Source organism: Streptomyces sp. NBC_01454 (assembly GCF_036227565.1).
Classification (GTDB): domain Bacteria; phylum Actinomycetota; class Actinomycetes; order Streptomycetales; family Streptomycetaceae; genus Streptomyces.
The window spans coordinates 4,878,437-4,904,750 of record NZ_CP109460.1 but is presented as its reverse complement, the minus strand read 5'-3'; the positions used below and the strand labels follow the sequence as shown (position 1 = coordinate 4,904,750).

The window sequence follows — 26,314 nt, the reverse complement described above, 5'->3', positions numbered from 1 at the left end:
GGCGGCGGGGCCGCGCGCCCCGCCCGAGCTTCGACGCAGGAGGTCCGATGAGCATCCGTTTCGGCGGCGACTACAACCCCGAGCAGTGGCCCGAGGAGGTGTGGGCCGAGGACCTGAAGCTGATGAAGGCGGCCCACGTCACCATGGTCACTGCCGGGATCTTCTCCTGGGCCAAGGTCGAACCCCGGCCCGGCGCCTGGGACTTCGGCTGGTTCGACCGCGTCATGGACGGCCTGGCGGGCGCCGGGATCGCCGTCTGCCTGGCGACCATGACCGCCTCACCACCGCCCTGGCTCTCCCGCGCGCACCCCGAGATCCTGCCCGAGGACGCCGACGGCCGGCGCCGCTGGCCCGGCGCCCGGCAGCACTACTGCCCCTCCAGCCCCGTCTACCGCGCCCACGCCGTACGCCTCGTCGAACAGCTCGCCACCCGCTACGCCGGCCATCCGGCACTCGCCCTGTGGCACCTCGGCAACGAATACGGGTGCCACACCCGGCAGTGCTACTGCGAGGTGTCGGCCGACGACTTCCGGCGCTGGCTGCGCGAACGCCACGGGAGCATCGACGCGCTCAACGCCGCCTGGTCCACGGCCTTCTGGTCGCAGGCCTACGGCGACTTCGACGAGGTGCTGCCGCCCCGCACCGCCCCCACCTTCCCCAACCCCGCACAGCAGCTGGACTATCTGCGCTTCGGCGACGAGGCGCTGCGCGCCTGTTATCTGGCCGAGAAGGAGGTACTGCGGCGGGTGACACCCGGGGTGCCGGTCACCACCAATCTGATGCCGCAGCACAAGCCCGTCGACGCGTTCGCCTGGGCGGCGCACATGGACACCATGGCGCTGGACTTCTACCAGGACCCGTATGTGCCCGACGACCACATCCGGGCGGGCTATGTCTTCGACCTGATGCGCGCGGCGCGCGACGGACAGCCCTGGATGCTGCTGGAACAGGCGCCGGGCGCGGTCAACTGGCGCCCCCGCAACGGCCCCAAGCCGCCCGGCGCGATGCGGCTGTGGAGCTGGCAGGCGGTCGCCCAGGGGGCGGACGCGGTGCTGTACTTCCAGTGGCGGCAGTCGCTGGGCGGGGCGGAGAAGTTCCACTCGGCGATGCTGCCGCACGGCGGAACCGACACCCGGATCTTCCGTGAAGTGGCGCAGCTGGGCGGTGAGTTGGCGTCCCTGCCGGACCTCGCGGGGACCCGGTCACGGGCCGAGGTGGCGCTGCTGGCGGACTGGCCCAGCTGGTGGGCCCTGGAGCTGGACTCCAAGCCGTCGACCGCGCTGGACCACTCCCGTATCGCGCTGGAGCACTACCGGCCGCTCTTCGAGGCGGGGGTGGCCTGCGATGTGGTGCCGCCGCAGCGCGAGCTGTCCGGCTACCGGCTCGTCGTGGCGCCCAACCTGTACCTCCTCACCGCGTCCGACGCCCGGCGGCTGGCCGCCTATGTGCGCGCCGGCGGGCGGCTGCTGGTGTCGTTCTTCTCCGGGATCGTCGACGAGTACGACCGGGTGCATCCGGGCGGATATCCGGCGCCGCTGCGGGAGCTGCTGGGGCTGCGGGTGGAGGAGTTCTGGCCGCTGGACGCGGGCCGGTCGGTGACCATCGGGGACGGCGCCTTCACGGGGCGGGCGGACCTGTGGTCGGAGGCCATCACTCTCGAGGGGGCCGAGACGCTGGCCCGCTTCACGGACGGCGACCTCGCCGGCCGGCCCGCGGTGACCCGGCACGCCTACGGGCAGGGCACGGCCTGGTACGTCGGCACTCGGCTCGACGCGGCGCTGATGCGGGCCCTGTTGGACGACGTCCGCGCGGCGGCCGGCGTGGCGCCCGTACTGCCGAACCTGCCGGAGGGTGTCCAGGCCACCGTCCGCGAGGGCCCCGGCGGGCGCTATGTCTTCCTGCTCAACCACGGGCCGCGGACCGTCGGGGTCGAGCTGCCGGCACCGATGCGCGACGCACTCGCGGCGGCGGACGGAACGGACGGAACGGACGGGACAGGGACAGGGACAGGGACAGGGGCAGGGACAGGAGCAGGGACAGGAGCAGGGGCACGGGCGGGGGCCGTCGGCCGGATCACGCTGGACGCCCGGGGAGTGGCCGTTCTGACCGGGGCCTAGAACGGGTCCGCAACGCCGGGTCGGGCGCACGCCGCCCCGGTGCGTCCCCGCGGGGCCCGGCCGCTCACGGCACCGGTACCGAGGCCGCTGCCTCCAGCTCGACCGGGCCGACGCCGGCCCGGCGGGCCAGTGCCACCGCGGCGAGGGTGGAGTGCACCCCGAGCTTGCCGAGCACGTTCTGCATATGGGTCCGGACCGTGTGCGGGGAGAGGAACAGTCGCTCGGCGACCGCTTTGCGGCCCAGGCCCGCCACCATGCAGCGCAGCACCTCGCGCTCGCGCGGGGTCAGCGACTCCACCAGCCGCTCGCTCTCCGAACGGTGCTTGCGGGCGGCCGTCAGCTCCCGCAGCACACCGGTCAGCAGCGCGGGCGGCAGATGCGTTTCGTCCCGCAGGACGCCGCGGATCACGGCCAGCAGCCGGGAGAGCGAACAGTCCTTGGCGACCCAGCCGGAGGCGCCGGCCTGCAGGGCGGCGGCCGCGCGGCGCGGGTCGTCGCGGTCGGCGAGGACGACGGTGCGCAGATACGGATGGCTGGTGCGCAGGCCGGAGACCAGCGCGATGCCGTCCCGCGGGCAGGCGCGCGGCACGCTCTCGCGCAGCGGCGCCGGCGACTGCGGCGGCACCGCGAGCAGCGGCGCGGTGAGGTCGGCGTCGGCGAGCAGCACGTCGAAGCGGCGGCCGTCGGTGGCCGCCCGGTCCAGATTGCGCAGCGCCGCGGGGGCGCTGCCCGCGGCCGCGACGTCCACGTCCTGCTCCGCGGCGAGCGCGGCCGCCAGGGATTCGGCGAAGATGCGGTGGTCGTCGACCACCAGAACCCGGATGCGTTGCACAGAGACCCCCTGTCCCGGTGAACGGACCATAGCGGGCACGACGCCCGGGTTGAAGATCGCCTCAGCCGCACGGCCGCCGCCGCGCCGAATTGCCACCCCACCCCGGGCGTCGTACCCGAACGGTCTCGCCCCCTGATCGGCACCGGCCCCCACCGGTGCAGGATCTCAGCGTACGGACGGCGTGCGGCGAGGGAAGGTGATTGACGAAACTGCTTGCCCGGCCGGGCCGTTCGGCCGCCGTCGGACGGCCGCACGCCGCCGGGCACGCCCTACGCGATGCGGTGCGCCCCCGCGCTGGGGACGGCCTCGAAGATCCGCGGCACGGCGTGGCCGGCCGCCGCGAACGCCTCGGTGACGGCCGCGCCGACGCCCGTCGCGTCCGCCTCCTCGACCAGCACGATCGCCGAGCCGCCGAAGCCGCCGCCGGTCATCCGGGCCCCGAGGGCGCCCGCCTCCAGGGCGGTGTCGACGGCGAGATCCAATTCGCGGCAGGAGATCGCGAAGTCGTCGCGGAGCGAGGCGTGACCGGCCGTCAGCAGGGGGCCGATGGCCCGGGGGCGGCCGGCGTCGAGGTGGGCGACGACCTCTTCGACGCGGTGGTTCTCGGTGACGATGTGCCGGACGAGGGCCTGGACGCCGGGGTCACCGGACAGTTCGGCGAGGGCCTTGGGCAGATGCGCATACGGCACCTCGCGCAGGGCCCGCACCCCGAGCGCCCGCGCGCCACGCTCACAGCCGGCGCGCCGCTCGGCGTACGCGCCGTCCCCCAGCTCGTGCTGCACCCGGGTGTCCACCACGAGGAGCCGCAGCCCCTCGTGCGCCAGGTCGAACGGGATCTGCCGCCGGGTGAGATCGCGGGTGTCCAGGAACAGGGCGTGGCCCTCGGTGCAGCAGGCCGCGGCGGTCTGGTCCATGATCCCGCAGGGCACCCCGACGAAGGCGTTCTCGGCCCGCTGGGCGAGCTGTGCCAGCTGCTGCGGCTGCTGCCCGAGCGCGTGGAGATCGTTGAGCGCGAGCGCGGTGGCGACCTCCAGGGCGGCGGAGGAGGAGAGTCCGGCTCCGGTGGGCACCGTGCTCTCGAAGTGCAGATCCGCACCGCCGACGGGCAGCCCGGCCTCCCGCATCGCCCAGACCACGCCCGCCGGATACGCGGCCCAGCCCCCGCTGCGCTGCGCCCCGCCCCGGCTCCGCTCCAGCGCCTCGGACGCCGGTCCGGGCGCCGGGCGCAGCTCGTCGGTGCGCAGTTCGACGATGCCGCCGCCGGCGCCGCCGGAGTGCAGCCGCAGCACCCCGTCGGTGCGGGCCGAGGCGGCGGCGATCGTGGTGTGCGGGAGGGCCAGCGGCATCACGAAACCGTCGTTGTAATCGGTGTGTTCACCGATCAGGTTGACCCGGCCGGGCGCGGCCCACAGGCCGGTGGGCGCGGTGCCGTACACGGCGGCGAACCGCTCCGCCGTGTGCCGGGCGCGGGGTGCGTGCCCGGTGGCCGGGGTGACGGCTCCGTGAGCGGTCATCAGGACTCCTTCGTCCGTTCGAGGTGCTGCGCGAACTGCCAGGCGTCGGCGACGATGCCGGCGAGGTCGGTGCGGCTGGGCCGCCAGCCGAGGCGGTCGACGGCCCTCTGCGCGGAGGCGACCAGGACGGCAGGGTCGCCGGCGCGGCGCGGGGCGGCGATCTCCGGGACCCGGTGGCCGGTGACCTTGCGGACGGTCTCGATGACCTCGCGGACGGAGAAGCCGTTGCCGTTGCCGAGGTTGCAGATCAGATGCTCTCCGGCACGGGCGGCGTCCAGGGCGAGGAGGTGGGCCTCGGCGAGGTCGGCGACGTGGATGTAGTCGCGTACGCAGGTGCCGTCGGGGGTGGGGTAGTCCTCGCCGTAGACGGAGATCGCCTCGCGCTTGCCCTGGGCGACCTGGAGGACGAGCGGGATGAGGTGCGACTCGGGGTCGTGGCGCTCGCCGCAGCTGCCGTAGGCGCCGGCGACGTTGAAGTAGCGCAGCGAGACGGCCGCCAGGCCGTGGGCGGCGGCCTCACCGCTGATCATGTGGTCGACGGCGAGCTTGCTGGCGCCGTAGGGGCTGGTGGGCGCGGTCTCGGCGGACTCGGTGAGCGGGGTGGACTTCGGCTCGCCGTAGGTGGCCGCCGTGGAGGAGAAGACGAGGGTGCGGACCCCGGCGTCGCGCATGGCGGCGAGCAGGTCCATGGTGCCGCCGACGTTGTTGCGCCAGTACTTCTCGGGGTCGGCCACGGACTCGCCGACCTGGGAGAAGGCGGCGAAGTGCAGCACCGCGTCGTAGGAGCGGTCGAGCCACTTCGCCGCGTCCTGGATGCGGCCCTCGACGAAGCGGGCTCCGGCGGGGATGCCCTCGCGGTGGCCGGTGGACAGGTCGTCCAGCACGGTGACCTCGTGGCCGGCCTGCATCAGATGCGCCGCGACGACGCTGCCGACGTATCCGGCACCGCCCGTGACCAGGTACTTCTTGCTCACTTGCTCGCTACCTCTCGCAGTCGCTCGGCCGCGGCCTCCGGCGGCACGTCATTGATGAACACGTTCATGCCGGATTCGGAACCCGCGAGAAACTTCAGCTTGCCGGAAGTGCGGCGAATGGTGAAAAGCTCGAGGTGGAGTGCGAAATCGCCGCGGTGCTCGGCGCGCAGCGGGGCCTGGTGCCAGGCGGCGATGTACGGCGTGCGGGCGGTGCGCTCCCCCTGGCCGTCCCCTTCGCCGAAGATCCGGTCGAACCGCCGCAAGACTTCCAGGTAAACCTGTGGGAATTCGGTGCGCGCCTCTTCGTCGAGGGCGAGCAGGTCGGGGACCCGCCGCTTGGGGTAGAGGTGCACCTCGTAGGGCCAGTGGGCGGCGTAGGGCACGAAGGCCACCCAGTGCTCACCGTCCAGGACGATACGGCGGCCGTCGGCCAGCTCCTCCCCGATCACCTCGTCGAAGAGGTTGCCCCCGCCGGTGGCCGTGCGGTGTTCCGCGAGTGAGCTGAGCATGCGCTCGGTACGCGGGGTGACGAAGGGATAGGCGTAGATCTGGCCGTGCGGATGGCCGAGGGTCACCCCGATCTCCGCGCCGCGGTTCTCGAAGCAGAAGACCTGTTCCACGCCCGGGAGTTGGGACAGTTCGGCGGTGCGGTCGGTCCAGGCCTCCAGGACCAGGGCGGCCTGCGCGTCGGTGAGGTCGGCGAAGGAGGCGTCGTGGTCGGAGGTGAAGCAGACCACCTCGCAGCGGCCGCGGTCGCCGGCGAGCGAGGGGAAGCGGTTCTCGAAGACGGCGACGTCGTAGTCCGGGGCGGGGATCTCGGAGTGCCGGCCCTCGCGGGAGGGGCACAGCGGGCACTCGTCGGCCGGCGGGTGGTAGGTGCGGGCCTGCCGGTGCGAGGCGATGGCGACCCGGTCACCGAGCAGGCGGTCGTGGCGGATCTCGGCGGCGGTGGCGACGGGGTCGAGGGGGCGGGGGTCCGGCTCGTCGCGTACGGCGTCGTCGCGCAGGTCGTAGTAGATGAGCTCCCGGCCGTCCGCGAGCCGGGTCGTCGTCTTCTTCACGGGAGCTCCTCAGCCACTCCGACCAAACACAAACAAACACAATGAAGCACAACTAAACAGCAGCGTCAACGTCGGCCGCCGGGACGGACATTCCCGACAAACCGTCTATCCCGATCACGAATCAACAACTGAAACGAACATAAGTGTTCAGTTTCTCAAGGACCGAGCGTAGCTTTTTGTGCGTTCAGCTCGCGCACACCGCTCTGTCTCCTGGGGGATGCCCCCCGGACCCCCGAAAAGAGTGCCCTCATGATCACGCTGGCCGAAGGGCTACGGCTCCCCACCAACGGGCTCGACTACACCATCCTGGCCATCTACTTCGCCGTCGTCCTCGGCATCGGATTCGCCGCCAGGCGCAGTGTGAAGACGAGCCTGGACTTCTTCCTCTCCGGGCGGTCACTGCCTGCCTGGGTCACCGGCCTCGCCTTCGTCGCCGCCAACCTCGGCGCCACCGAGATCCTCGGTATGGCCGCCAACGGCGCGCAGTACGGGGCCTACACCGTCCACTGGTACTGGATCGGCGCCATCCCGGCGATGGTCTTCCTCGGCCTGGTGATGATGCCGTTCTACTACGGCTCCAAGGTCCGCTCGGTGCCGGAGTTCCTGCTGCACCGCTTCGGCCCGTCCTCACACCTGCTGTCGTCGGTGATCTTCGCGGTCTCCTCGGTCCTGATCGCGGGCGTCAACCTCTACGCCATGGCGATCGTGCTGCAGGCGCTGCTCGGCTGGCCGCAGTGGCTCGCGATCGTGATCGCCGGGCTGTTCGTCCTCGTGTACATCACCATCGGCGGTCTGTCCTCGGCGATCTACAACGAGGTGCTCCAGTTCTTCGTCATCCTGGCCGCACTGATCCCGCTGACCGTCGTCGGCCTCAAGCGCGTCGGCGGCTGGGACGGGCTGACCCACTCGCTCACCTCCTCGCACGGTGACGCCTTCCTGACCGCCTGGAAGGGCACCGGCATCGGCGAGTCCAACCCGCTCGGCGCCAACTGGCTCACCCTCGTCCTGGGCCTGGGCTTCGTGATGAGCTTCGGCTACTGGACCACCAACTTCGCCGAGGTCCAGCGCGCGCTGTCCGCGAAGAACCTCTCCGCCGCCAAGCGCACCCCGCTGATCGCCGCCTTCCCCAAGATCTTCATCCCGCTGGTGGTGGTCGTTCCCGGCCTGATCGCGCTGGTCATGGAGCCGACGCTGGGCAAGACCGACCCCTCGAAGGGCGGGCTGCAGTACAACGACGCGATCCCGGTGCTGATGCGGGACCTGCTGCCCAACGGCGTGCTCGGCATCGCCGTGACCGGTCTGCTCGCCGCCTTCATGGCCGGTATGGCCGCCAACGTCTCGTCGTTCAACACGGTCTTCACCAACGACATCTGGGCCGCGTACCTCAAGAAGGGCCGCGAGGACCGCTACTACCTGGCGACCGGGCGGGTGGTCACCGCCGTCGGCGTGCTGATCGGCATGGGCACCGCCTTCATCGCCTCGTCCTTCAGCAACATCATGAACTACCTACAGACGCTCTTCTCCTTCTTCAACGTGCCGCTGTTCGTCGTCTTCATCATCGGCATGTTCTGGAAGCGGACCAGCGCCGCGGCCGGCTTCTGGGGGCTGCTCTCCGGAACCGTGGCCGCGATGGTCAACTACTTCTGGTTCTACAAGCAGGGCATCATCTCGATCCCCTCCGACCAGGGCGCCAACTTCGTCTCCGCGATCGTCGCCTTCGTCGTCGGCGCGGTCGTGATGTTCGTGGTCACCCTGGTCACCCGGCCCAAGCCCGCCGCCTCCCTCGCCGGCCTGGTCTACGGCACCCGCTCACCCGGCATGGAAGAGCTGCCGGCCGAGGGCGACGACGCCTGGTACCGCAAGCCGGCGCTGCTGGGCTGGGGCGCGATCGTCCTGGCCGCCGTCTGCTACATCCCGTTCTCCTTCTGAACCCGTCCGAACCAGCGGAGTTGACGCACCATGAGTGACTACCAGCACGAGGTCGAGGAGCTGGAGCGCGAATCGGCGACCGCCGCGCGGCTCTTCGACGTCCGGCGCATCATCGGCGGCCTGTTCGTCGTCTACGGCGTGATCGTCACCATCGCCGGGCTGACCGCCTCGGACGCGGACCTCAGGAAGGCACAGGACATCAACATCAACCTGTGGACGGGCGTGGGCATGCTCGCGCTCGGGCTGTTCTTCCTGGTCTGGCTGAAGCTGCGGCCGGCCGTCCCGCCGACGGCCGACGAACTGCGGGCCGCCGCCGAGGACGGTCCCGCGGAGGGCTGAGCACGGCGCCGGCCACCACGGCGGCGGTCACTGCGGCGGCGGTCACTGCGGCGGCGGCACCGGATCTCCCGGTTCCGCCGCCGCGGCGCGCACGGCCCGGCCGCCCGCCGCCCGGTCCAGCAGCCCGGTACGCGCCGCCAGTGCGGCGGCCTCCAGCCGGGAGCCCACCTCCAGCTTCATCAACACCCGCTGGACATGCGTACGCGCCGTACTCGGCGCAATATCCATCCCCGCCGCGATCAGCCGGGTGTCCTCGCCTTCCGCCACCCGCATCAGCACCTCGACCTCGCGCGGGGTGAGCAGCTCCAGCAGCCGCGCGCCCTCGTCGTCGGGCTGCGCGGCCGGGTGCAGCAACTCCTCGAAGGCCTGCTGCAACAGCTGCGGCGACACCGCCGACTCCCCCGCCCGCGCCTTCATCATGGCGCGTTCCACGCCCTCGATCCGCTCATCGTTGCGGACGTACCCCGAGGCCCCGGCCGCGAAAGCGGCGGCGATCCCGCGCGGGCTGGGGACCGGCCCCAGCACCACCACCGCGACCTGCGGCCGCTCCTTCTTGATCCGTACGACCGGGTCGAAGGCCCCCGGCTGGGCCGGCGCGGCAGTGCCCAGCAGACACACCTCGGGCGCCCGGCTCACCACCAGCTCCGCGGCCCCCGCACTCGGCGCGGCCGCCGCCAGAACGCGGTGCCCGCGCAGCTTCAACGCCGAGGCGAGCGCCTCCGCGAGCAGACGATGATCGTCGACCACCATGAGCCGCACGCCCATCGAGCAACCCCCTCCCACCACCGGCGGGCCCCTGCGCGGCCCCCCGGCCGGGCCGCTCGTCCCCGGGAAGCTACACGCTCGGCTGCGATAGTGCGCCCTCTACCGGGGAGAAGCCCCCGGAATGCTGGAATCCCGGCCAATCTGGGCCGGTTGCCGCTGTTTCGGGAGGCATCCGGGCCCAACTGGGCCCGCCCCGCGGGCCTTCGGGCCTTCGGCGGCAGGGCATCGGTCGGGCGTGCTGCACATCGGGGCGCGGCTGGCGTGTGGTGTGTGGTGTGTGGTGTGTGGTGTGCGGTGTGTGACTGCAGCACACCGCTTCCACCGGGCCGAACTGCACACACAACTCACCTGGTTGAAATCAAAAGAAACCAGCGGCCGGTTTTCACGTCGCAGCGTCACAGTGCCTTTGCGGGCCGTGTCAGTGCCGTATGCGAAAGTGGGTTCGGCAGTGGAGGAGAAAGCGGGGGAGGGCCGATCCGCCATGTCATTGGCCGACGAGGTAGCAGCCGCTCACGCACCCAAGGGGCGAGCACCCTGAAGACGGGGATCGAATACCAGGTATTGGAAATTTACACCCAATCCGACGACCCCAACTTTGTCCGCATCGAGAGTATCCCAGGAGAGCTTCCGGGACTTTTCGACTCCCGACTCTTCATGCAGCCTTATCTGAAAAGTAAGGCTGCAGAAGTGCGGGGCCCGGCGGCCCCGTCCCACCACGTCACCGGCTCAGCGCTACCCCGTAGCGCCAAGCACGGGCAGGCATCCCCTGGACTCTTCGGGCTCGGAGGAAGAGGAGTTCGTCGCCCTTCTCCGCGGAGGTCAGGATGACCGCAACTGTCGGGCATCATCGATGTGCCGTTGGAGGAGCGGCACATCGGGGGTGAAAATGGCGTGTCCAAGAAGCCCTTCTCGCGTCACGGTCGTGCCTCGGAAAAGAAAGAAGTAAATGACGACACCGCAACAGCCGCCGGGTGGTTTCGGGCAGGCGCCGGGGTTCGGTGCGCCGCAAGGGATGCCGCAGCCCGGTCAGCCGGTCGGGTATCCGGCGGGTGCCGCGCCCGGTGGGCCGGTGTCATACGGGCAGCAGCCTCATCCCGGTGGGCCGGTGCCGTACCCCGGGCAGCAGCCGCACCCCGGCGGGCCGGGTCCGTACGGGCAGCAGCCGGGGCCCTACGGCATGCCGCAGCAGGCCCACCAGTTCGGGTACGGCGGTGGGCCGGGCATGCCGCCTCCGATACCGCCCCGGCGGAAGGCCGGGAAGGTATGGGGGACCATCGGTGCCGTTGCCGGTGTGCTGGTGATCGGGACTCTGGCGTCGAGCGGGGCGTTCAGGGGTGGCGGGAGTTCGTCGGGCGGGTCGTCCGGCGGGCCGAAGTACCGGATGACCGTGCCGCAGACACTGGCAGGCGGGGAGTACAAGCTCGCCAAGGACATATCCCAGCAGGCCGCCCATGAGGTGCCGCAGGACGGGCCCAATGAGCACGACATCACGACCGTGGGCGGCCAGTACACGAGCGGTACCAAGTCGCTGGCGATGCTGGGGCTCTACGGCGTCATCGATGATCCCGAGACGGCCGTCGATCACACCATTCGCGGCATGACGCGCGACGGAAAGACCGAAGTCGCCGTGGCGGAGAAGGAGTTCACGCCCAGTGGGGGCGGGGACGCGCTCACCTGCGGTGTCGACGTGCGCACAGAGGTGGGGCAGAAGGTCACCCTGTCGTTCTGCGTCTGGGCCGATTCCAGTACGGGCGGGGAAGTCGCGGAAACCGATGCCAGGGATTTGGCGAAGGATCCGCAGTCAGTCGACCTCCAGGCGTTCGCGGACAAGGCCGACAAGATTCGCGGTGAGGTCACCAAGCCGGTGGGGTGATTCCCCACGTAATCACCTCCGGCTGTCGGGACCGCCCCTGCCCGGCCCCGCCAGTCCCGTCAGTCTCGTCAGTCCCGTCAGTCCCGCCGATCACCGTGTGGTCAGAAGACCCCTGTTCCCCGCGGTAAACGGCATCGCTCCAGGAGCCGCGCGCGCCCCCGAGCCGCCTACGCCTCCTCCGCCAGCTCCAGCCACCGCATTTCCAACTCGTCCTTCTCCGTGCTCAGTTCGCGGAGTTGGGCGTCGAGGCCGGCGACCTTTTCGAAGTCGGTGGCGTTTTCGGCGATTTGGGCGTGGAGCTTGGTCTCCTTGTCGACGAGCTTGTCCAACTGGCGCTCGATCTTCTGGAGTTCCTTCTGGGCGGCGCGGTTGACGGCCGCGGCCTTCTTGGGGGCGGCCGTCTGCTGGGCGGGCGCCGGCATCGCGGCATCGATGACCTGCTGGCGGCGCTCCAGGTACTCGTCCAGGCCGCGCGGCAGCATCCGCAGCGTGGCGTCGCCGAGGAGGGCGTGGACGCGGTCGGTGGTGCGCTCGATGAAGTAGCGGTCATGGCTGATGACGATGAGGGAGCCGGGCCAGCTGTCGAGCACGTCCTCCAGTTGCGTCAGCGTCTCGATGTCCAGGTCGTTCGTCGGCTCGTCGAGGAAGAGGACGTTGGGCTCGTCCATGAGGAGGCGCAGGATCTGCAGGCGGCGGCGCTCACCGCCGGAGAGGTCGCCGACCGGCGTCCACTGCTTCTCCTTCGTGAAGCCGAACTTCTCGCACAGCTGGCCGGCGGTCATCTCCCGCCCCTTGCCCAGGTCGACCCGCTCGCGCACCCGCTGGACGGCCTCCAGTACCCGCAGCGCCGGGTCGAGTTCGCCGACTTCCTGGGAGAGGTACGCCAGCTTCACGGTCTTGCCGACGATGACCCGGCCGGCCACCGGCTGGGTCTCGCCCTGCGTACGGGCGGCGTCGGCGAGCGCCCGCAGCAGCGAGGTCTTGCCGGCACCGTTGACGCCCACCAGGCCGATCCGGTCGCCCGGACCCAGCTGCCAGGTCAGGTGCTTGAGGAGGACCTTCGGCCCGGCCTGGACGCTGACGTCCTTCAGCTCGAAGACGGTCTTGCCCAGCCGGGAGCTGGCGAACTTCATCAGCTCGGCGTTGTCGCGCGGCGGCGGGACGTCCGCGATCAGTTCGTTGGCGGCCTCGATGCGGAAGCGGGGCTTGCTCGTGCGGGCCGGGGCGCCGCGCCGCAGCCACGCCAGCTCCTTGCGCATCAGGTTCTGCCGCTTGACCTCTTCGGTGGCGGCGATCCGCTCGCGCTCGGCCCGCGCGAAGACGTAGTCGCTGTAGCCGCCCTCGTACTCGTGGACGTCGCCACGCTGGACGTCCCACATCCGCGTACAGACCTGGTCGAGGAACCACCGGTCGTGGGTGACGACCACGAGGGCGGAGCGGCGGGCGCGCAGGTGCCCGGCCAGCCAGGAGATGCCCTCGACGTCGAGGTGGTTGGTGGGCTCGTCCAGGACGATCAGGTCCTGCTCGGCGATCAGCAGCTTGGCCAGCGCAATACGGCGGCGCTCACCACCGGACAGCGGGCCGATCACGGTGTCCAGGCCCTGGGTGAAGCCCGGCATGTGCAGATCGCCGAAGAGGCCGGTCAGCACGTCGCGGATCTTGGCGTTGCCGGCCCACTCGTGGTCCGCGAGGTCGCCGATGACCTCGTGCCGGATGGTCGCGGCCGGGTCGAGGGAGTCGTGCTGGGTGAGGACACCGAGGCGCAGCCCGCTGTTGTGGGTGACCCGGCCGTTGTCCGTTTCCTCCAGCTTGGCGAGGATCCGGATCAGGGTGGTCTTGCCGTCCCCGTTGCGTCCGACGACGCCGATCCGGTCCCCCTCGTTGACGCCGAGCGAGACACCGTCGAGCAGGGCACGGGTTCCGTACACCTTGCCGACGGCTTCCAGATTGACGAGGTTCGTGGCCATTCCGCTCCTGCACTTCAGATCGATCGACCTTCCCAGCCTAGTCGGCGTGGGGAGGAGGGCTGCCGGGAGATGAGTATCCGTACGGAAGGCCGGGGCGGCAGGCGGCTCCGGCGTGAGCCGCATGATCAACGACCAGGCACCGGCCGCCCCTCCCACGCGCGACGCCGCACCGCCGGTGACGGGCTCCGCCGCGGGCCGCTTCGCCGCCGGCCTGCTCCTGCTGGCGTTCGCCGGGCTGACCGGTCTGTTCGGGCCGCTGTTGGTGATGGCGAGCGACAACTGCTTCGAGGGTGACGCCCGCATCATCTGCTCCACGGGCGGACGGCAGATCGTCGGCACCCTGCCGGTCGCCGCCGCCTTCTCGGCCGCCCTCCTGGCGCTGGTGGGCATGAGCAGGAGGGGGCCTGCCGGCCGGGGCTGCCTCCTGGCGGCCGCCCGCAGGCTCGTCGAACGGCCGCTGGTCACCGAGGGTCCTCCGTACGCGATCTGGCCGACCACCTGCACGCCGCCATCCGCACCGCCCTGCGCACCGCCCTGCGCACCGCCGGCGACCATGCCGAGGACCGCTGGCCCCCCGCCGACCGGCACCAAGCCGCCGAACGCACGCTCGCCGCCCTCGGCCGGCAGTGGCAAGACGCCGCCGGCGCCCGCGCCACCGGCCGGGCCCTGCTGGTGGCGTGCCTGCGTCAGGGCCTGCGCCACCGCTCTGCACACCGAGAGCACCGCCGCCGGCCTCCCTTGGCTCACCCACTCATCGAAACCGCCACCGCCATGGGCGACCAGCCCCAGCCGGCGAACAGCACCACCCAGTGGCTGGACAACGCCCGCATCGTCCGACAACGGTGGGGCGCCCTGGTCACCGCCCGCCAAGACCACCTGCGCGGCGCTGCGGGCTGTTCCAGCCGAGGACCGGGCGGCCCCCGTCGCAGGTACGGCGGCCGCAGCCCGCCGGTGTGTGAGCCTGGCTGACTCAGCTTTGCGGAGATGCCGGTTGTCGTACGGTGACGCGATGGGCCTGAAGATGCGCAAGATCGAGCTGGAGTGTGCTGATCCCATCGGGCTGGGAGGGTTTTGGGAAGAAGCGCTGGGCGCTCCGATGGGGCCAGGCGCCGACGGTGTCCGCATCACGCCCGAGGGCGAGACGGGCTTTGCCCTCTACCTCGTGGAGCGGCCCGAGTCCCCTCGAAGCCAGCCGCGGCTGTGGCTGAACCCCGTTGAGGGGCGGCTGCAGGACGAGGTGGAGCGGCTTACGGCGCTGGGTGCGACGGTCGTCAGCCGGTACTGGACGAACACGAGCGCCGGGCTCGAAGTGGTGGTGTTCACCGACCCGGAGGGCAACGAGTTCTGCGTTGAGTCCAGTGACCATGAGGTCGCTGAGGCGGTGCGCCGCTTTGAGGACGAGTCGGACGACCTGACCGGTCTGGGGCCGGAGAGGCCGGAGACGTCGGCGGACATCCGCATCGACGCCCCGTAGGGCCTCGCTTCTTGACGATGCCGAACTCGCGATCGGTCGTCTGCGCGCTCTCCTCGAACCGGCGAGTCAGCGCAGCGAACTCGCTCTGAGCGAGAGGGCCTTCGGCCATGGCGTACTCCATGCCGGTGGCGAGCCGCTGACCGCCCTGATTACTCCAGAAGCCGGGCGGCCCCCTGTCTGCTGGTCCTTTCCTGGGTGGTGTCGTACACCCTCGCGGACGCCTGAGGCGCCACGCCCCGTTGTAACGTGCCGCCATGGCACCGGACATGGGCATGGCGGACACGGCAGTGGAGACGGCACGCGGGCTGGTCTACGGCCCGAGCGGCAAGCACCTGGATGTGTACCGGCCGGCGGGCGTCCCAGGGCCGGTGCCCGTCGTGCTGCTCTGGCACGGCATCGGCCCCGACGAGCGGGACATCATGGAACCGCTGGCGCGGACGGCTGCGGAGCGCGGCCTGCTGGTCCTGGTCCCGGACTGGCGCTCGGACGCCGCCGGCGGGGGCCGGGCGCACCTGCTGGAGTCGCTGGCCTTCGCCAGGAAGGAAGCGGGCGGGCTGGGCTGCGACGGGGAGTCGCTCGTCCTGGCCGGGTGGTCGGCGGGGGCCGGGGCCGCACTGGGGGTCGCGCTGCGGCCCGAGATCACGGACGGGTGGCGGCCGCGGGCCGTGGTGGGGATGGCGGGCCGCTACGACCTGCCGGCCCGGACCACCGGCACCGCGCCCCTGACCGATCTCACCGCGGGCCGGGAGCCGGGCGTCCCGGCCCACCTCGTCCACGGCAGCCGCGACACCGTCCTGGCGGCCCGGCACTCCCACGACCTGGTGGAGGTGCTGCGGGCCGCGGGTGCCGCGGTGACACTCCAGGAGCCGGAGACCGACCACGCAGGCGTGATCATGTCCGCGTACGACCCCGCGGCGGACCGCTGCGTGCCGACGGCTGCGGAACACGCGGTACGTGCGGGCCGGCTGGTGGCCGGAGTGCTGGCCGAGGCCGCCAGGCGTGCGTCCTGACCCTCGGCCCCTCACGGCGCCTCAGCGGCACCCTCCCCCCACCCGACGACCAGTGTTGAGCCTCCGCACGGACTCCTCCAGTTTCCGGCGCCGGGCCTCCTGAGCCGCACGCTGCCGGGCCTCCGAGACAGGGACGTACGGCCGGACGAGGTCACTGTCCGCACTGCACGGCGGCGGAAGAAGTCCGGGCGGTACCCGGCGGACACGTACGAGACGACGCCGCGCCGGAGCCGCCGGTGACCGGGCCGTGGCGGCGAGCACACCGGTACTGGTGAGCGCCCGATGGCCGCCCCGCCCCGGAAGTAACCAGCTCAGCAGCCTTCCGAGGGTCGTCCGGACGAGCCCCGGGGCACCGTTCGACGGGCCGCCGCCTTGCGCAGAACCTCGGCGAGCCGGCGGGCGGTGGCCGTATTGCAGTTATCTAGGCGACGAGCGAGACGCCGTAGACGCCCGCGGAGCCGGGCAGGTCGACGCCGAGCGACGGCAGCGTGGTGCCGTTCTCCTTCAGCGCGGTGCGCAGCTCTTCGGCGCTTTCGTGCACTTCGTCGGGGAGAGAGCGGTTGAGGGGCATGAACCCCGCCTTTCTGTACGCATGGCAACGAACCGCTTACAGAGTGACGTGACGCGGCGTAGCGTGAAAGGGGGTTGTGCTCCCGGTCGCGGCCCGGGGAATGCGCGGTGTGACGTGGTGGAGATGCGGGAACCGCCGGGGCTCGTCCGAAACGACTGGGAATCAGCTACACGTACGGCAGTGAACCGGGGCACGGCGCAAGGACATTGACGGCTCGGCGGGAGTCCCCACGTTCTACGGCAAGGAGCTGCGCTACCAGCGGGAATTGGCCGGACTCACGCGCCAGCAGCTGGTCGAGGGCAGCTTGTACGGACCGAGCCACCTAAGCGAGATCGAACGCGGCGAACGGCGGATGCCGGCGGAGCTGGCCGAGCATGTGGACAGGGTGCTCAAGACAGATGGCGATGAGGAGGTGGAGGAGAAGGTCAGCGCCCGCACGGCGAGGGCCAAGGGGCCATCGCCCGGCCGGCCCACTCTCCATCCCGGCCTATGGCGTGTCTGGCGAATCACGGCCGGACGGTGACGCGAGCCAGGGGGAGTGAGCCAGGGGGAGTGAGCCAGGGGGAGTGAGCCACGCCACCATCGCCCTGAAGGGGATATTCGTTAGCCAACCGGACGTCTGATGGGCAGGCTTTGGTCATGAGCTCCCAGTTCAGTGGCGCGCCGGCCCCTCAGTGGCTCGGTGTTCCGATCGAGGCCGGTCCGCTCTTCGCGCCTGAGCAGGCCGCACTGATGGCCATGCTGCGCGACCTGGCGCCCGCCGACTGGCGGAGGGAAGCGGTGCCCGGCTGGACCGTGCGCGATCTCGCCGCCCACGTCCTGGGGGACTTCTACGGACGCCTCGCCCGGGACCGCGACGGGCACCGGGAAGGGCCTGGGTTCGCGCCGGGCGAGTCACTGGAGCAGTTCATCCACCGCATCAATCAAGAATGGGTCGACGCCTGGTCCCGGGTGAGCCCGCGCGCGCTCATCGACACCCTGGATCTGGTCGGCAGGCAGGTGACCGGGTTCTACGAGACCACCGCCCCCCATGCCCCCTCGCTGGGGGTGTCCTGGGCCGGTGTCGACCCGGCGCCGATGTGGCTGGACAGCGCCCGGGACTTCACCGAGTTCTGGACCCATCGCCAGCAGATCCGCCATGCCACCGGCCAAGGGACCGACCCTGATCCGCAGTTCCTGTCCGTGGTCCTGGACACCTTCATGCGTGCCCTGCCGCATACCCTGCGGGAGGCCACCGCGCCCGTCGGCACCCAGATCCGGGTGCGCATCGCCGGCCCGGCAGGCGGCACCTGGACCGCTACCGCGACCGAGGACCGCTGGTCGCTTGCCGAGCCGGACGCCGGGCTCCCCGCCGCCGTTGTCCACCTGGACGCGGAGACTGCCTGGCGTCTGTGCACCCGCGGCATCCAGCCGGACACCGCCCTCACCCGCGCCGGCATCGAGGGCGACCGCGAACTGGCGGAAGCCGCCTGCCAGATCGTGTCCATCATCCATTGACCGGCAGCAAGCCGGTCCGCCGCCGATGACCAGGCGCGGCGGCGAGGGCACCCGGTACGACACACGAAGGGCGACGCAGGAAGCCCATGGCGTGTAGAGCCCGCTCCGAAGGTTTCCAGTCGGCTGACCGGCGAAGAGCGTTTCCGTGTGGTCAGCTCAGCGCCTTCTCGATGGCCTCGAAGATGTCGGCGTCGGTCCCCTGCTGCCAGGCCGGGAGGTCGGGCCAGTCCGCGACGTAGCCCGGCTTCGGGTCGTCGAAATGCTTGAACATCTGGGCCGTCCAGCAGATCGCGACGAAGCGGCCTTTCTGTTCCCGCGACAGCCTGGACGTGTGCCCGTCGCTGCTCTCGATGAAGTGACGCACCTGCGCGTGGACCGACCCGGCGGCCTCGCGCTCCCACTGCGGGGTGTCGTCCCACGGAGTGACGTAGCCGGCCTTCGGCTCCCCGGGGAAGTGCTGGTGCACTCCCGCAATCCAGGTTTCCCGGAACAGTCGTGCACCCTCGGCCTGCGACATGCGATCCCCTCTCGTCACGGCGTGCTCAGCGTGGCGATCTCCGCCCCGGCTCAGCCACGCGGTGATCACGGCGCAGGGGGCCGAACTCATCGCACAGGTCTCGGAGTCTACGGGCGATGCACCCGGAGGATGAGGCGCGAGCCAGTCCGGCGGCTTCCCTCCCATAGGAGATACCTGTCCGTTGAACTGGTCTGGCGGGTACGGGATTTGCCCCGCCGTGACATCGCTACCACGACGGTTTCGGAGAACCTTCCCCGCCCTGAAGGACCGTAGCCCCCGCCGCCGGCCCCTCCGCCACCCGCACCTGGCGGCACGTCCCCGACGCCAGCAGTGCCGCCGCCACCTCCCCGGCCGCCTCCGCGTCCTTGACCAGGAAGGCCGTGGTCGGCCCGGAGCCGGAGACCAACGCTGCCAACGCCCCGGCCCCGGTGCCGGCCGCCAAAGTCGCGCTCAGCGACGGCCGCAGGGACAGCGCCGCGGGCTGAAGGTCGTTGACGAGAGCCGCAGCGAGGGCGGTGGCGTCGCCGGCTTCCAGGGCGGCCAGCAGCTCGGGGGCCGCCTCCGGCTCCGGCACCTCGGTCCCCGCCGTCAGCCGGTCGAACTCGCCGTAGACGGCCGGGGTGGACAGGCCGCCGTCGGCGACCGCGAAGACCCAGTGGAAGGTGCCGCCGGCGGGGAGCGGGGTCAGCAGTTCGCCGCGGCCGCGGCCCAGTGCCGCGCCGCCGACCAGGCTGAACGGTACGTCGCTGCCCAACTCGGCGCAGAGGGACAGGAGTTCGTCCCGTGAGGCGCCGGTGGACCACAGGGTGTCGCAGGCCAGCAGGGCGGCGGCGGCGTCCGCGCTGCCGCCGGCCATGCCGCCCGCGACGGGGATGTCCTTGCGGATGTGGAGGTGGACGTGCGGCTCGATGCCGTGCCGGGCCGCGAGCAGTTCGGCGGCGCGGGCCGCCAGGTTCGTGCGGTCCAGCGGGATGCGGTCGACGTCATGGCCCTCGGCGGTGATCCGGAGGGTGTCGGCGGGGGTCGCGGTGACCTCGTCGAAGAGGCCGACGGCGAGGAAGACGTTCGCCAGGTCGTGGAAGCCGTCCGCGCGGGCGGCGCCCACCGCCAGCTGGACGTTGACCTTCGCCGGTACCCGGACGGTGACCGAGGTGGTGGCCGTCATGCCTGCTCTCCCCGTGACTGACGGATGCCGGGCGCGCCACCCGGTCCCTTGTGTTCGGCGATCCGCGCGAACTCCTCGACGGTCAGCCCTTCCCCGCGGGCCTGCGGGGAGACGCCCGCGGCGACGAGTGCGGCCTCCGCGGCGGCGGCCGAACCGGCCCAGCCCGACAGCGCGGCCCGCAGCGTCTTGCGGCGCTGGGCGAAGGCTGCGTCGACGACGGCGAAGACCTCGTCGCGGCTCGCCGAGGTCTCGACCGGCTTCTCGCGGCGTACGAGGGAGACCAGGCCGGAGTCGACGTTGGGCGCGGGCCAGAAGACATTGCGGCCGATCGCGCCGGCCCGCTTGACCTCGGCGTACCAGTTGGCCTTGACCGACGGCACGCCGTAGACCTTGTTGCCGGGGCGGGCGGCCAGCCGGTCGGCGACCTCGGACTGCACCATGACCAGGGTGCGGTCGATGGTGGGGAAGGTCGCGAGCATGTGCAGCAGCACCGGCACCGCGACGTTGTACGGGAGGTTGGCGACCAGCGCGGTGGGCGCGGGGCCGGGCAGCTCGGTGACGTGCATGGCGTCGCTGTGCACCAGCGCGAAGCGGTCGGCGCGCTCGGGCATCCGGGCCGCGATGGTGCCGGGCAGTGCGGCCGCCAGCACCTCGTCGATCTCGACGGCGGTGACCCGGTCGGCGGCCTCCAGCAGCCCCAGGGTCAGCGAGCCGAGGCCGGGGCCGATCTCGACGACGACATCGTCGGGCCGGACCTCGGCGGTCCGCACGATCCGGCGGACGGTGTTGGCGTCGATGACGAAGTTCTGGCCGCGCTGCTTGGTGGGGCGGACGCCCAGCGCGGCGGCCAGCTCGCGGATGTCGGCGGCGCCCAGCAGGGGACCGGAATCGTCGGTGGTGCTCTTGCTCATGCCAAAGCCTCGCTGCGCTCGTTCACCCGTGAAGCTTACGGCCGCAGAGCGGCCACGGGCTCGCCCCCCTTCTGATGTAGAGCTTCTTGGCCCGGTAGGTCTGTTCCCGGGGGGAGGCGTCCTGCGGCCGGCCGCGGCCGCCGAGGGCCCGCCAGGTGCCGGCATCGAACTGGTAGAGCCCGCCGTAGGTGCCCGACGCGTCGACGGCGTTCGGCCGCCCGCCCGCCTCGCACTGCGCCAGCGCATGCCAGGCGAGGTGGTCGGCGCCGCGCACGGAGGTGGGCAGCACCATGGTGCCGAGGTGGACGATCTGCGGGCGGGGGGCGTGCACGATCTCGCTGTGCAGCCGTTTGGGCTTCTGCCGGACGCCGTTGACGGTGCGCACCCGGTAGGTGACCCGCCGCACGCCGGGCCGCCCCTGCTGGACGACGGACTGGACGCCGCGGGCCAGCCGCGGGTCGGCCCGCAGGATCGTGCGGAAGGGGAGGCGCACCTCGCGGACCTCCTTGGAGCCGGTGATCCGCAGCACGGAAACGGTCTGGCCGTCGCGGGGGAAGCTGTCCGGCGGCACCGAGGTGGTGTCCTGGTCGCGCAGCGCGAGGCCGGCCTCGGCCAGGGCCTCGCGGACGGTCGCGGCGTTGGTGCGGACCCGGTGCTCCCGGCCGTCGGCGACGATGACCACCGAGCGTTCGGTGCGGACCGCCAGCTCCATGCCGTGCTGCTCGATGCGCCGGGAGCGGTCGGCGGACAGCACGGCGCCCTCGGCGCGCACGCCGAGCTGGTGGAGCGCGCCGGCGACGGTGTCCGCCGTGGTCCACACCGTGCGGCGCTGCCCGTCGATGGTCAGGACGACCGGGCGGCCGTGGCGGACGACGACCTCGTCACCGCTGCCGAGTGCGCTGCCGGGAGCGGGGGCGACGATGTCGTGGGCGCCGATGTCGAGATGCTCGTCGGCCAGCAGGTCATCGACGTCGTCGGCGAAGGTGTGCAGGGTGCGCGGGGTGCCGTCGACGGTGAGCCGGACGGCCTTGTCGTGCGCGATGAAGGCGGTGGTGCCGCCGGCGAGGAAGGCGACGACCAGCGCCCTGGGCAGCAGCCGGCGCAGCGCTTCGGGGGGTTCGGCGCGGCGTCTGCGACGTCCGCGCGTGACGCGGTGGCTGCTCTGCGAATGACTCACGGCGCGCTCCACATGCCCCGGATGCGGTTGACGGCCGGAATGTAGCGGAGTGTCCGGTAACTCTCCAAAGTCAGATCAGTACGGATAGTGGCCGTACGGGGGACCGAGGTTGCCGCGGCGGCCCGTCAGCGGCCCGCCGTGACGGGCCCCCGGCCGCTCAGTAGTCGAAGGCCCGTGCCGTGTTCGCCGCGACGGCGGTGGCCATGGCGTCTTCCGTCATCCCCTTGACCTCGGCCATCGCCCGCAGGGTGACCGGAATGAGGTACGGGGCGTTGGGCCTGCCGCGGTACGGGGCCGGGGTGAGGAAAGGGGCGTCGGTCTCGACGAGGACCAGCTCGGGCGGGGCGACGGCGAGGGCGTCCCGCAGCGGCTGGGCGTTCTTGAAGGTGACGTTGCCGGCGAAGGACATGTAGTAGCCGGCCGCGGCGCAGATCTCGGCCATCGCGGCGTCACCGGAGTAGCAGTGAAAGACGACCCGTTCGGGGGCGCCCTCCTCGCGCAGGATCCGCAGCACGTCGTCGTGCGCCTCCCGGTCGTGGATGACCAGGGCCTTGCCGTGCCGCTTGGCGATCTCGATATGGGCGCGGAAGGAGCGCTCCTGGGCGGCCATGCCCTCGGGGCCGGTGCGGAAGTGGTCCAGGCCGGTCTCGCCGACGCCCCGGACCTGCGGCAGCGCGGCCAGCTCGTCGATCCCGGCGAGCGCGGTGTCGAGCGCGGCGTCCCCGCCGGCTTCCCGGGCGCCCTGCCGCGACGATCCTCCCCCAGGGTCACCCAGCACGATCCGGGGTGCCTCATTGGGGTGCAGCGCCACCGTGGCATGAACGGCCTCGTGGGCGGCCGCGGTCTCGGCGGCCCAGCGGGAACCCGCCAGATCGCAGCCCACCTGGACGACGGTGGTCACCCCGACCGAGGCGGCCTTGGCGAGGGCCTCCTCGACGGAGGCCGTGGAGGCACCTCCCGGCGCCGGCTGGGGGAGCATGTCCAGGTGGGTGTGCGAATCCGCCACCGCCACCCGAAGCGGTTCGGGCAGCGGCGGCGGCGTGTTCTTGTCCTGCGGAGCCATGGCCGCGATCCTACGAGGGCCGCGGCAGGGGCCTCACTTGCGGTGGTGCTGGAAGGGGTGCAGCAGGTCGGAGAGGTGCCAGTGGTGGCGGCCGTCCTCCTCGGCGGTGCTGCCGCTGCGGCCGGCGTCCGCCACGGGCGACGGCTCCTTCCGCTTCGCACTGTCGGGCTGGCGCTGATGCATGCTCGCGATCGCGTCGGAGACCATCGAGACCTGACCGGACCGCATGATGCGGACCACATCGGAGCCGCAGTTCAGGCAGGAGGGGTGGGTCAGCGGGGACGGGACCCGCTCGCCGTCCGCGTAGTAGACGACGTGCAGCTCGCCCTTGCCGTCGACCTGGTGGACTATCTCGTACGCCTGCTCCCAGCCGTGCCCGCACCTCATGCAGGCGAACGAGTACGCCTCGTGCGCGGCGGCCTCGGGCCGGGGGGCAAGGTGGTCTCCGCTGGCCGTGACGCCAGTGGTGTTCGCAAACTCGCTCATGTGCGCTCCTCTTGTCCGCTGGACAAGGTCTTCGGGAAACCGTTCGTCCCCTGTCCCAGGGAACGCCTTTCCCGGCCATAGCGCAGTAGTGCTTCTATCGTATTGGCCCAGATTTGGCCGGTGGCAGGAAAAACACCCGATCGCGCAGCCCCGCCCTTTACCTTCGAGGCCAGTCATTTACCTTCTGATGAGTCGGTTTTCTCCGTGCTCTTGGCCACGGTCTTTTCTGCCGTCTTTGCCGCCGTCTTCGCGGCGACCACCGCATCGAAGACCTCGCGCTTGGGCAGCCCCGCGTCCGCGGCGACCGCGGCGATCGCCTCCTTGCGGCGCTCGCCGGCCTCCTCACGGACCCGCACCCGGCGCACCAGCTCCTCGGCGCCCAGGTCCTGCGGCCCGGTGTCCGGCGCGCCCTCGACCACGATCGTGATCTCGCCGCGCACGCCCTCCGCCGCCCAGGCCGCGAGGTCGCCCAGGGGCCCGCGCTTGACCTCCTCGTAGGTCTTCGTCAGCTCGCGGCACACGGCCGCCCGCCGGTCCGTGCCGAAGATCTCGGCCATCGCGGCCAGGGTGTCGTCCAGGCGGTGCGGCGCCTCGAAGTAGACCAGCGTGCGCCGCTCACCCTCGACCTCACGCAGCCGGGAGCGCCGCTCACCGCCCTTGCGCGGCAGGAACCCCTCGAAGCAGAAGCGGTCCACCGGCAGCCCGGAGACGGCCAGGGCGGTCAGCACCGCGCTGGGGCCCGGGACGGCCGTGACCGTGATGCCGCGCTCGACGGCGGCGGCCACCAGCCGGTAGCCCGGGTCGGAGACGGAGGGCATCCCCGCGTCGGTGACCAGCAGCACCCGCGCCCCGCCGGTCAGCGCCTCGGCCAGTTCGGGCGTCCGGGCCGCCTCGTTGCCCTCGAAATACGACACGACCCGCCCGGCCGGCTGGACGTCCAGCGCCTGGGTGAGCCGGCGCAGCCGCCGGGTGTCCTCGGCGGCGATCACGTCGGCGGCGGCCAGCTCGGTGGCGAGCCGCGGCGGCGCGTCCGCGATCTCACCGATGGGTGTCCCTGCAAGTACCAGCGTTCCAGTCACCCGCCCATCCTCCCAGGGCATCGCCGCCCGTCTCACAGGGCGCCGCCGCGCCCCGACCCGCCGGTTGCACGGTGGCGCTCCCCACGGGTCCACAGGCGGCTTCCCTACGATGGGCCGGTGACGAGTGACACCACCGCGACCGACGCCGCCGCGCAGCCTGCCCCGGAGCCGGCCGGGCGGCCCCCCGCGTGGCAGCGGCGGCTGCGCCGCTTCGGATACGCCGCCCGCCCGCAGGCCGATGTCCGGGCGCGGCTGGTGCCCGCCTTTCCCGAGCCGAGCGGGCGCCTGTGGGCGGTGTTCGGCGCGGGCCCCGGTGCGGCGGCCCGGCTGACGCGCTGGTCGGGCTGGGCCGGTCCGCTGCTGGTGACGGTCTTCGCGGGGGTGCTGCGGTTCTGGGACCTGGGCAGCCCGCGGAAGGTGATATTCGACGAGACGTACTACCCCAAGGACGCCTGGTCGCTGCTGCAGTACGGCTACGAGGGCACCTGGGCCAAGAACGCCAATGACGCGCTGGTCGGGCATCCGCCGCAGCTGCTGCTCTCCCCCGAGCACTCGTACGTCGTGCACCCGCCGATGGGCAAGTGGCTGATCGCGCTGGGTGAGTGGGCCTTCGGGATGAACCCCTTCGGCTGGCGGTTCATGGTGGCGCTGCTCGGCACGCTGTCCGTGCTCCTGGTCTGCCGGATCGGCCGCCGGCTGCTGCGGTCGACGGCGCTGGGCTGTCTGGCGGGGACCCTGCTGGCGGTCGACGGGCTGCACTTCGTCATGAGCCGCACCGCCCTCCTCGACCTGATCGTGATGTTCTGGGTGGTGGCCGCGTTCGGCTGTCTGCTGGTGGACCGGGACCGCACCCGGGCCCGGCTGGCGGCGGCACTGCCGCTCGCCGAGGACTCCGGGGGCGGGACGGGACCGGCCCGCCCGGACGAGGCGGTCGGCGACCGGCTGCGGCTGGGGTGGCGGCCCTGGCGGATCGCGGCGGGGCTGTGTCTGGGCCTGTCCGCCGCGACGAAGTGGAACGGCCTGTACTACCTCGCCGCGTTCGCCCTGATGTCGGTGCTGTGGGACGTCGCGGCCCGCCGTACGGCCGGTGCCCGGCGCCCCTTCCGGTCGGTGCTGCGCCGTGACGTGCTGCCCGCGTTCGGGTCCACGGTCGTCCTGGCCCTCGCCACCTATCTCGCGTCCTGGTCCGGCTGGATCGCCACCAAGGGCGGCTACTACCGCGACTGGGCGACCACCCCGGAGGGCCGTACCGGCGCCTGGACCTGGCTGCCGGACTGGCTGCGCAGCCTGTGGCACTACCAGACCGAGGTCTACGCCTTCCACACCGGACTGACCACCCCGCACGCCTATCAGTCCAACCCGTGGAGCTGGCTGGTCCTGGGGCGCCCGGTGTCGTACTTCTACGAGGACCCCAAGGCCGGCCAGGACGGCTGCACGGCGGCCGAGGGCTGTGCCCGCGAGGTGCTGGCGCTGGGCACCCCCCTGCTGTGGTGGGCGGCGTGCTTCGCGCTGGTCTACGTCCTGTACCGCTGGCTGTTCAGGCGGGACTGGCGGGCCGGGGCCGTCGCCTGCGGGGTCGCGGCCGGCTATCTGCCGTGGTTCCTCTACCAGGAACGGACCATCTTCCTCTTCTACGCGGTGGTGTTCGTCCCGTTCCTGTGTCTGGCGCTGGCGATGATGATCGGCGCGATCGTCGGACCCCCGGGCTCGACGGAGCGGCGCCGCACGATCGGTGCGGTGGGGGCCGGTGTCCTCGTCCTCCTCATCGTGTGGAATTTCATCTACTTCTATCCGCTCTATACGGGTATGCCGATCCCCAAGAGCGCCTGGCACCACCGGATGTGGTTCGACACCTGGGTGTGAGCCCGCCCAGTTCGACAGTTCCGTAACAGGCTTACAACAGCGCGTCACCGGACCGTGCCCCGATCGAGACTCACGGCCTCCCCGTGTCCCTTAGAGTGCGAAGGACGTTCTTGCGTGCGTATTCAAGGGC

The 26,314-nt window shown here is 71.7% G+C and carries 22 protein-coding genes and 1 pseudogene; 9 read left to right on the top strand and 14 right to left on the bottom strand.

The genetic code is table 11. The features are described from left to right. The first annotated feature begins 47 nt into the window (after positions 1–47). On the top strand, positions 48–2,117 hold the full coding sequence (locus OIU81_RS21835) for a beta-galactosidase (protein WP_329150416.1): 2,070 nt from the start codon (positions 48–50) through the stop codon (positions 2,115–2,117). A 64-nt stretch (positions 2,118–2,181) separates the two neighbouring features. Here OIU81_RS21835 and OIU81_RS21830 read toward each other — a convergent pair whose 3' ends face one another. The 4 genes from OIU81_RS21830 to galT form a co-directional block, all read right to left on the bottom strand. Then, entirely contained in the window at positions 2,182–2,949 is a 768-nt protein-coding gene (locus OIU81_RS21830) for a response regulator transcription factor (RefSeq protein WP_329150413.1), read from the bottom strand. Between the two features lie 269 nt (positions 2,950–3,218). Next, positions 3,219–4,463, bottom strand: coding sequence for a galactokinase (galK, locus tag OIU81_RS21825; protein WP_329150411.1), 1,245 nt, complete (start codon positions 4,461–4,463; stop codon positions 3,219–3,221). Next, positions 4,463–5,437 carry a UDP-glucose 4-epimerase GalE gene (galE, locus tag OIU81_RS21820; protein WP_329150407.1) on the bottom strand — a complete coding sequence of 325 codons (975 nt, stop codon included), beginning with the start codon at positions 5,435–5,437 and terminating at the stop codon, positions 4,463–4,465. The genes galK and galE overlap by 1 nt, the downstream gene beginning before the upstream one ends. Beyond that, positions 5,434–6,498, bottom strand: coding sequence for a galactose-1-phosphate uridylyltransferase (galT, locus tag OIU81_RS21815; protein ID WP_329150406.1), 1,065 nt, complete (start codon positions 6,496–6,498; stop codon positions 5,434–5,436). The genes galE and galT overlap by 4 nt, the downstream gene beginning before the upstream one ends. A 249-nt stretch (positions 6,499–6,747) precedes the next feature. Between galT and OIU81_RS21810 the strand changes: the two genes are divergently transcribed. Next, positions 6,748–8,427, top strand: coding sequence for a sodium:solute symporter family protein (locus tag OIU81_RS21810; protein WP_329150404.1), 1,680 nt, complete (start codon positions 6,748–6,750; stop codon positions 8,425–8,427). 30 nt (positions 8,428–8,457) lie between these two features. Further along, complete coding sequence (locus tag OIU81_RS21805; RefSeq protein WP_329150402.1) at positions 8,458–8,766, top strand: hypothetical protein; 309 nt, start codon at positions 8,458–8,460, stop codon at positions 8,764–8,766. 42 nt (positions 8,767–8,808) lie between these two features. Here the strand turns inward: OIU81_RS21805 and OIU81_RS21800 are convergent, their stop codons facing one another. Next, the gene (locus tag OIU81_RS21800; RefSeq protein WP_329150400.1) at positions 8,809–9,531 is read right to left on the bottom strand and encodes a response regulator transcription factor; all 723 of its coding nucleotides are present in this window, start codon (positions 9,529–9,531) and stop codon (positions 8,809–8,811) included. A 1,381-nt stretch (positions 9,532–10,912) separates the two neighbouring features. Between OIU81_RS21800 and OIU81_RS21795 the strand changes: the two genes are divergently transcribed. After that, positions 10,913–11,404 carry a hypothetical protein gene (locus OIU81_RS21795; RefSeq protein ID WP_329331153.1) on the top strand — a complete coding sequence of 164 codons (492 nt, stop codon included), beginning with the start codon at positions 10,913–10,915 and terminating at the stop codon, positions 11,402–11,404. Between the two features lie 167 nt (positions 11,405–11,571). Here the strand turns inward: OIU81_RS21795 and OIU81_RS21790 are convergent, their stop codons facing one another. Further along, positions 11,572–13,371: an ABC-F family ATP-binding cassette domain-containing protein gene (locus OIU81_RS21790; RefSeq protein WP_329150397.1), complete on the bottom strand. Its 1,800-nt coding sequence runs from the start codon at positions 13,369–13,371 to the stop codon at positions 11,572–11,574. Positions 13,372–13,492: 121 nt separating this feature from the next. Here OIU81_RS21790 and OIU81_RS21785 point away from each other — a divergent pair, with 121 nt between their 5' ends. Further along, positions 13,493–14,845 (top strand): VOC family protein, encoded by a 1,353-nt coding sequence (locus tag OIU81_RS21785; RefSeq protein ID WP_329155275.1) that lies wholly within the window; start codon positions 13,493–13,495, stop codon positions 14,843–14,845. A gap of 254 nt (positions 14,846–15,099) precedes the next feature. Beyond that, the gene (locus OIU81_RS21780) at positions 15,100–15,855 is read left to right on the top strand and encodes an alpha/beta hydrolase (protein ID WP_329150395.1); all 756 of its coding nucleotides are present in this window, start codon (positions 15,100–15,102) and stop codon (positions 15,853–15,855) included. A gap of 421 nt (positions 15,856–16,276) precedes the next feature. On the opposite strand, the gene OIU81_RS21775 is transcribed toward OIU81_RS21780, so the two are convergent. Continuing rightward, positions 16,277–16,426, bottom strand: coding sequence for a hypothetical protein (locus OIU81_RS21775; RefSeq protein WP_329150393.1), 150 nt, complete (start codon positions 16,424–16,426; stop codon positions 16,277–16,279). 205 nt (positions 16,427–16,631) lie between these two features. On the opposite strand from OIU81_RS21775, the pseudogene OIU81_RS21770 reads away from it, so the two are divergent. Beyond that, positions 16,632–16,829 (top strand): annotated as a pseudogene (locus OIU81_RS21770) (helix-turn-helix domain-containing protein); the annotation flags it as partial. A 236-nt stretch (positions 16,830–17,065) separates the two neighbouring features. Then, a complete protein-coding gene (locus tag OIU81_RS21765) occupies positions 17,066–17,923 on the top strand; it encodes a maleylpyruvate isomerase family mycothiol-dependent enzyme (RefSeq protein WP_329150391.1) in 858 nt (285 codons plus the stop codon). A gap of 151 nt (positions 17,924–18,074) precedes the next feature. On the opposite strand, the gene OIU81_RS21760 is transcribed toward OIU81_RS21765, so the two are convergent. The 7 genes from OIU81_RS21760 to rsmI all read right to left on the bottom strand — a co-directional run bounded on the left by OIU81_RS21760 (position 18,075) and on the right by rsmI (position 24,321). Continuing rightward, positions 18,075–18,440: a hypothetical protein gene (locus OIU81_RS21760; RefSeq protein WP_329150389.1), complete on the bottom strand. Its 366-nt coding sequence runs from the start codon at positions 18,438–18,440 to the stop codon at positions 18,075–18,077. Positions 18,441–18,666: 226 nt separating this feature from the next. After that, on the bottom strand, positions 18,667–19,605 hold the full coding sequence (locus OIU81_RS21755) for a 4-(cytidine 5'-diphospho)-2-C-methyl-D-erythritol kinase (protein ID WP_329150388.1): 939 nt from the start codon (positions 19,603–19,605) through the stop codon (positions 18,667–18,669). Continuing rightward, the gene (rsmA, locus tag OIU81_RS21750) at positions 19,602–20,516 is read right to left on the bottom strand and encodes a 16S rRNA (adenine(1518)-N(6)/adenine(1519)-N(6))-dimethyltransferase RsmA (protein WP_329150386.1); all 915 of its coding nucleotides are present in this window, start codon (positions 20,514–20,516) and stop codon (positions 19,602–19,604) included. Before rsmA ends, OIU81_RS21755 begins: the two co-directional genes overlap by 4 nt. A 22-nt stretch (positions 20,517–20,538) precedes the next feature. Beyond that, the gene (locus tag OIU81_RS21745; RefSeq protein WP_329150384.1) at positions 20,539–21,693 is read right to left on the bottom strand and encodes a ubiquitin-like domain-containing protein; all 1,155 of its coding nucleotides are present in this window, start codon (positions 21,691–21,693) and stop codon (positions 20,539–20,541) included. A 157-nt stretch (positions 21,694–21,850) separates the two neighbouring features. Continuing rightward, positions 21,851–22,756, bottom strand: a complete 906-nt coding sequence (locus OIU81_RS21740) for a TatD family hydrolase (RefSeq protein ID WP_329150382.1) — start codon at positions 22,754–22,756, stop codon at positions 21,851–21,853. A gap of 33 nt (positions 22,757–22,789) precedes the next feature. Next, positions 22,790–23,242, bottom strand: a complete 453-nt coding sequence (locus OIU81_RS21735; RefSeq protein ID WP_329150380.1) for a hypothetical protein — start codon at positions 23,240–23,242, stop codon at positions 22,790–22,792. A gap of 173 nt (positions 23,243–23,415) precedes the next feature. Beyond that, positions 23,416–24,321, bottom strand: a complete 906-nt coding sequence (rsmI, locus tag OIU81_RS21730) for a 16S rRNA (cytidine(1402)-2'-O)-methyltransferase (RefSeq protein WP_329150379.1) — start codon at positions 24,319–24,321, stop codon at positions 23,416–23,418. Between the two features lie 117 nt (positions 24,322–24,438). On the opposite strand from rsmI, the gene OIU81_RS21725 reads away from it, so the two are divergent. Next, positions 24,439–26,184, top strand: a complete 1,746-nt coding sequence (locus tag OIU81_RS21725) for a dolichyl-phosphate-mannose--protein mannosyltransferase (RefSeq protein ID WP_329150376.1) — start codon at positions 24,439–24,441, stop codon at positions 26,182–26,184. Positions 26,185–26,314: the final 130 nt, after the last annotated feature.